General features: G+C 44.8%; 5 protein-coding genes, 1 tRNA gene and 1 pseudogene. 3 read left to right on the top strand and 4 right to left on the bottom strand.

Annotated elements, in window-relative coordinates; translation table 11 throughout:
* Positions 1-221, bottom strand: a 221-nt coding sequence (locus HMPREF1254_RS12315; RefSeq protein ID WP_231385816.1) for a hypothetical protein, incomplete at its 3' end; no start/stop codon positions are given.
* 60 nt (positions 222-281) lie between these two features.
* Here HMPREF1254_RS12315 and HMPREF1254_RS11730 point away from each other — a divergent pair.
* Positions 282-467: a hypothetical protein gene (locus tag HMPREF1254_RS11730; protein ID WP_231385815.1), complete on the top strand. Its 186-nt coding sequence runs from the start codon at positions 282-284 to the stop codon at positions 465-467.
* Between the two features lie 14 nt (positions 468-481).
* Complete coding sequence (locus HMPREF1254_RS05785; protein ID WP_155945426.1) at positions 482-2,083, top strand: fimbrillin family protein; 1,602 nt, start codon at positions 482-484, stop codon at positions 2,081-2,083.
* A 132-nt stretch (positions 2,084-2,215) separates the two neighbouring features.
* On the opposite strand, the pseudogene HMPREF1254_RS11725 reads toward HMPREF1254_RS05785, so the two are convergent.
* The 3 genes and pseudogenes from HMPREF1254_RS11725 to HMPREF1254_RS05775 all read right to left on the bottom strand — a co-directional run.
* Positions 2,216-2,401: pseudogene (locus tag HMPREF1254_RS11725) on the bottom strand (transposase); the annotation flags it as partial.
* A gap of 260 nt (positions 2,402-2,661) precedes the next feature.
* Positions 2,662-3,663, bottom strand: coding sequence for a glycoside hydrolase family 43 protein (locus tag HMPREF1254_RS05780; protein WP_023057728.1), 1,002 nt, complete (start codon positions 3,661-3,663; stop codon positions 2,662-2,664).
* Positions 3,664-3,823: 160 nt separating this feature from the next.
* A tRNA-Met gene (locus tag HMPREF1254_RS05775) sits at positions 3,824-3,897 on the bottom strand.
* 135 nt (positions 3,898-4,032) lie between these two features.
* Between HMPREF1254_RS05775 and HMPREF1254_RS05770 the strand changes: the two genes are divergently transcribed.
* Positions 4,033-4,431 (top strand): START-like domain-containing protein, encoded by a 399-nt coding sequence (locus HMPREF1254_RS05770; protein ID WP_004351058.1) that lies wholly within the window; start codon positions 4,033-4,035, stop codon positions 4,429-4,431.
* Positions 4,432-5,155 lie beyond the last annotated feature (724 nt).

The raw sequence follows: 5,155 nt of genomic DNA, 5'->3' as shown, positions 1-5,155 counted from the left end.
TAACTAATTAGTCTACTCTCTCTCTCTCTCTCTCTCTCTCTCTCTCTCTCTCTCTCATAGGCGCCACGCCAATAACCAAACTCTAAAACATTTCCGCATACGCGCGCGTGAGGCGCGCCGTATCTCCCATAAACAAAGGGCTTTCCGAAGTTCCCTTTGTTCAGTTTTTCATGCCCTTTTACCAACCGACAAAAAAACGAAATAAGAAGAATTTTATTCATCAAATTATCATGTAGATTATGAAAAGAAATCAGTTAAAAACCTATTGTGCTCCCAAATGCATGTTAGTACATATGGAGCCTTTCACGCTGATGGAAACCTCTTTCCCGAGCCAGCACAATCCTGCCCAGCCCGGCGGTACGATTTCCGGTGCTAAGCAGGGATTGCTATGGGAGAACTCCGAAGACGAAGAAAGCTTCTCCCTTTGGAAGACTGATAAAAGAGAGTTATCAACAGAAAGAAAATAAAAAGGAAGAAATAAATGAAAAAAGATTTATTTAAGGCAAAGTCGCTCGCAACTCTTTGCTGTTTTATGCTGGCGTTTATGTCCTGTGCCAATGAAGATGTAGCGCAGAAAACGACAGACACGGATAGCGACAACGACAAGAATTTGACTACATTCTCTGCAGGTGCCCCAGAAAGCCGCACTACAATGGACTACAGCACTGGTAATTTTTATTGGGAAGCTGGTGATTATATCTACGTAAAGGATGATAACAATGTTTGGCGGAAAAGCAAGAATACGCCAACAGCCAAGACAACATTTTTTAATTTCAAGGTAGATGGTGATTTCAATAATAGTGCCACTTACAAGGTTTACTATCCTGGCAAGAATGGCACAAACAATCAAGTAACCATTCCTGCTGCACAGACACAGACTGTCCCCAACACCACTATTCACTTTGGCGAATCCGGCGACTGTGGCACGGCTGATGCCACTGGCACTATAGGAGGGAAAGCATTCAGCTTCAAACTCGACCACCAAGCAGCCTACCTTGTCTTTCAGCCTTACACCACAAATAAGGTGCTGCACGACTGCTACCTTACCAAAATAGAAGTTAACTCCGACAATGACATCACCGACACCTATACCCTTGATCCTACTACCGGAGAACTGACAGGGACGGGTAGTGGTCAGCAGATTGTACTTACAACAAAGGGCAGCGGGGCATACGCTGAAGGCTTCCCTCTGACCAATACTTCGGCAGACATTACAACCAATGGTGCCTGCATGATTATCAAACCTGGTACGCATACGCTCAGAATACGTTACTGGGTAAAAGGCATTACAGAAAATCATCGTGATATAGAAGGAACAGTCACCAAAACTCTCTCCTCACACTTTTTCGCTAAGAATAAGTACTATAATATGATATTCAATCTTAACCCACGAGACTACGATGGTAGTCATTATTATATGTGGGACGCTCAGCAACAATATTGGTTCGGTCATGAGTGGAACAAAGGGGGTGACCAGCCAACCACAGACCGCATTTCTTCTAATAACTACCCACAGAACAACAGCGACCCTCGTTATTATAACGAAACTGTCCCAGACGACGGCATGGGATATGAAGCGCAGACCGTCCTTTTCAAGAGTTTGCCTAATGTTAACGAACTCTCATGGTATGTCATGAAGGGTGATCCCCGTTGGGACAAAGACGAGTTATGGACAAGCATGGGACTTTTATATAAAGGGGGAATGTGGTTCTTGAAGAAAGCAAACATCATTGATTATTCCACAGAACATTCTTTCTATGGTATAATCGACCTGCGTACTTTCGATGCCGACCAGCGTACAAGACGCAAATACCGTTACTTTAAAAACACTCCATCTGACGTACTCCCTTCTGCAACTGATGCAAATAAATACTTTTACTTGCCAGCCTTGGGTAGCTATCTTAGGGGAGGTCTAGGCGCTGTTGGGAGTTGCGGACGCTATTGGACATCCAGCGCCAGGCCAGTACAAAGAAGTTTAGAGGCATATTCTCTATATATCGATAGGAATTTGGCGCAGGTACGCTCTTTAGAGCGTTGTCATGGGCGCATTGCGCAGCCGTTCAGCGATTTCGGAGATGAATAATCCCGACCAATCTTTCGCCAACCAATGAAGGACTGAAAATAAAGAAAAGACATCGCTCGCAAGCGAAATGCAGAAAACGCGAAAAACAGTGTTTCGCTTGCAAGCGACGGACAAAAAACGCAGAAAATTGGCTTTCGCTTGCAAGCGAAATGCAAGAACCTTGAAAACCTTTGTGTCTTTGTCACTGACGTTTGCTCCAGTAAGAACGAAAGCTATGATTTCCCCTCTGTCATTACATGCCAGATGAAGCTTGAATCCGTGCACCTGGCTCCGGGCGGTGGCTTCACCATGAAAATGAATTAAAGAGAGATCTCTCACAGCGTTCCTTTTCTTGGAGTGTTAGACAAACTTTGATGACGAGTTGATGAGTACGGCGAATAATCGTGCTCAGATGCAAGAAAACAGTACACGTCCTAACATTGTTGGAAAACGATACAAGGGAGACACTGGGTAAAAGGCCAAAACATATCGTCCAGAGCGATGCTCTGGACGATATGTTTTTGGATTTTCAATACGATTTAGTATGTACAATACTATTTGATTTCTACAGCTGAATAGCTGTTTGATTACTGCAACCTTTATTCCTGTTCAATTTCAGCACCAAGTCGCAGCGTGCTGCCAAGGTCGTCTACCTTGAAGATGTGTACCCGTTCTTCACTTTTGTTAGGTTGATGCAGCGTAAGGCAGAGCTGTCCACTGAAGGTGCGGAAGAGCATGCCATGCCCGCCATCGTTGCGGTAGATGGGCTCGGGTTGTTGCTTCCACGGCCCGGCTATCTTGCCTGTAACCGATTCGGCGATGCCCGTAGTGTATTCGCCCTTGTGATAACTCGACCATATCATGAGCAGCTTGCCGGTGCGTGTGCGATAGAGGTAGCAGCCATCGGTGATGATAGAGATTGGCAGTCCTTTTTCTTCCATGCCCGTACTGTTTGCCCATGGCGCAGCCGATCCACGGAAAAGCATCTGCGGCGCACCCACGGCTTTCGAGAGGTCGGGCGAAAGGCGTATTGCGTTCACGGCTCCGTCGCCCAGTTGCACCCACTCATGGCAGTACACCATGTAGGGAACGCCATCTTCTACCCACAATGTCCCATCAAGCGCCATCTCGTCGAGTGGTGTCTGTTGGAGTGTTGACAGCGGCAGAAACGGACCGTCTGGCTTATCGGCGCGCAGTATCTGTGTGCCACGCCAGGTGTAGTCGGGCCAGCCCTCTACTTTTTTCTTCCAAACAATGTCGCTGTTCACGGTGACGAAGGCATAATATTTCCCCCGGTATTCGTGTACTTCCGGAGCCCAAATCGTCCCTGTGCTCCAGTTGGTCGACGGCAGTGTAAGAACCTGTTTGGGGCCTCGCCACGCATGCAGGTCGGTGCTGGTGTAAACCTCTACACCTCCCACCATGGTTCCATCTGGTTTCTTTACGCTGTTCGAGCGATAGAGATAATAGGTGTGTGAGGGCTTGTCTGCAAGGATGCAGGGATCGCGGAACTGTAGTGTCTTGAGTGACACTTTCTTTGTTTGTGCACCTGTGGCGATGGCAGCAAGTGCGACAAAAGCTGTAAGAATGATTTTTTTCATGATTTTTTTGTATGATGATGATTTCGTGTAATCATTTTCTTCATGAACGCCGGGTGTGGTTTTTCATTCCGGCGCTCTGTTAGGTTAATCGTTAGAACGATAAAACGTCTTTTCAAACAAAAAGCCCTGCAAATCTTTCAACAGACTAACAGGGCTTTTGTAGCGGGAACCGGGATTGAACCGGTGACCTCATGATTATGAATCATGCGCTCTAACCAGCTGAGCTATCCCGCCATATCGTTCATTTGCGGCTGCAAAGATACTACAATCTTTTTAAATACACAATAAAAATATATTTTTTTATTTCGTTACAATATATTTTGCTATATTTGTACGTAATACATGATTATCACCAAGAAACTATTCGACATGCCCAAACAACAAGTCAAAATAGAGAGAGAGTTAAAGTCTAATTCGCAAAGTATCATCTGGAATCTGATTAGTGAGCCTGATCAGTTGGCTCGATGGCTGGCCGATGACATACAGAAACAAGGTGACCTATTGAATTTCAGATGGGGTGAACTATATGCGCATCATGAAACACGGCAAGCCAAAGTTGTAGCAAAGGTAAAATTTCATTACCTGCGTTTCAGGTGGCTGGATGAGGAAGACGCGAATGCATACGTAGAGCTGCGCATGGAAAAATGCGACATTACGGACGATTACATTCTCGTGATTACCGATTTTGCCGATGATGACGATGTAGATACCTTGAAAGATTTGTGGGAGGACAACTTGTTGCGTTTGCGACAGTTTAGTGGTCTTTAAGCAGGCGGTTGGCTTCCTCACACAAGTTTCATCGCAACCCTATATGTGGCACTTGCAGGTCTTTTCCATTCTTGGCTTTGTCCGTAAAAATGACAATAAAAAGCCTCCTGTAAAATGTTGAAATAGAAAAAATGGATAGGCAATTGCGCTGCAATTATTGCTTGCCGAACAAGAAAAACGTTCGGTCGGTGAAAAAAGCATTGCATTGTGAAGGCAAACTCCATGCCTTTCTCCTCCTATAAACATGACTTTAAGCTGTTAAACGTATCCTTTAAGCGTCTAAAATGCGCTTTATAACGTGAAAAACCATGAGTAAAACGTGCCAAGATGAGCCGTGATAGCCGCAATGTCTTGATAAATACGGAGATATGGTCTTTGTGTATATTTTCAATATTTGCGAGCACTTGGCGGGTCGCTGACAAATAAACAAAATATGAGAGAGTAGTTGTCAAGAAAAATGATAACTTCTCACCCGTTGTTGTTGCTCAGACGTACCGTGATAAATCAGGCATCTACGCTCCATCGTTCATCGTAAATGTAGATGTGCAAGTGCGCATTCCAAACTGGCATCACATGGCTCTTTCGTTGTAAAAAAATGAGATGTCATTGTAGTTCTTTGTTTGTGAGCAGGATGCCTTGTTCGTTTAGTTTGTAATTTAGAGGCAGTAGTAAGCAAAGGGTGGCTGTTTTTTTGCTGTGTTTATTGTTAAGCTGCGTTTAATTC

The organism is Prevotella sp. BV3P1, assembly GCF_000479005.1.
Lineage (GTDB): Bacteria > Bacteroidota > Bacteroidia > Bacteroidales > Bacteroidaceae > Prevotella.
The sequence above is the reverse complement of the archived record's forward strand: the minus strand, read 5'-3'. Positions and strand labels throughout refer to the sequence as shown.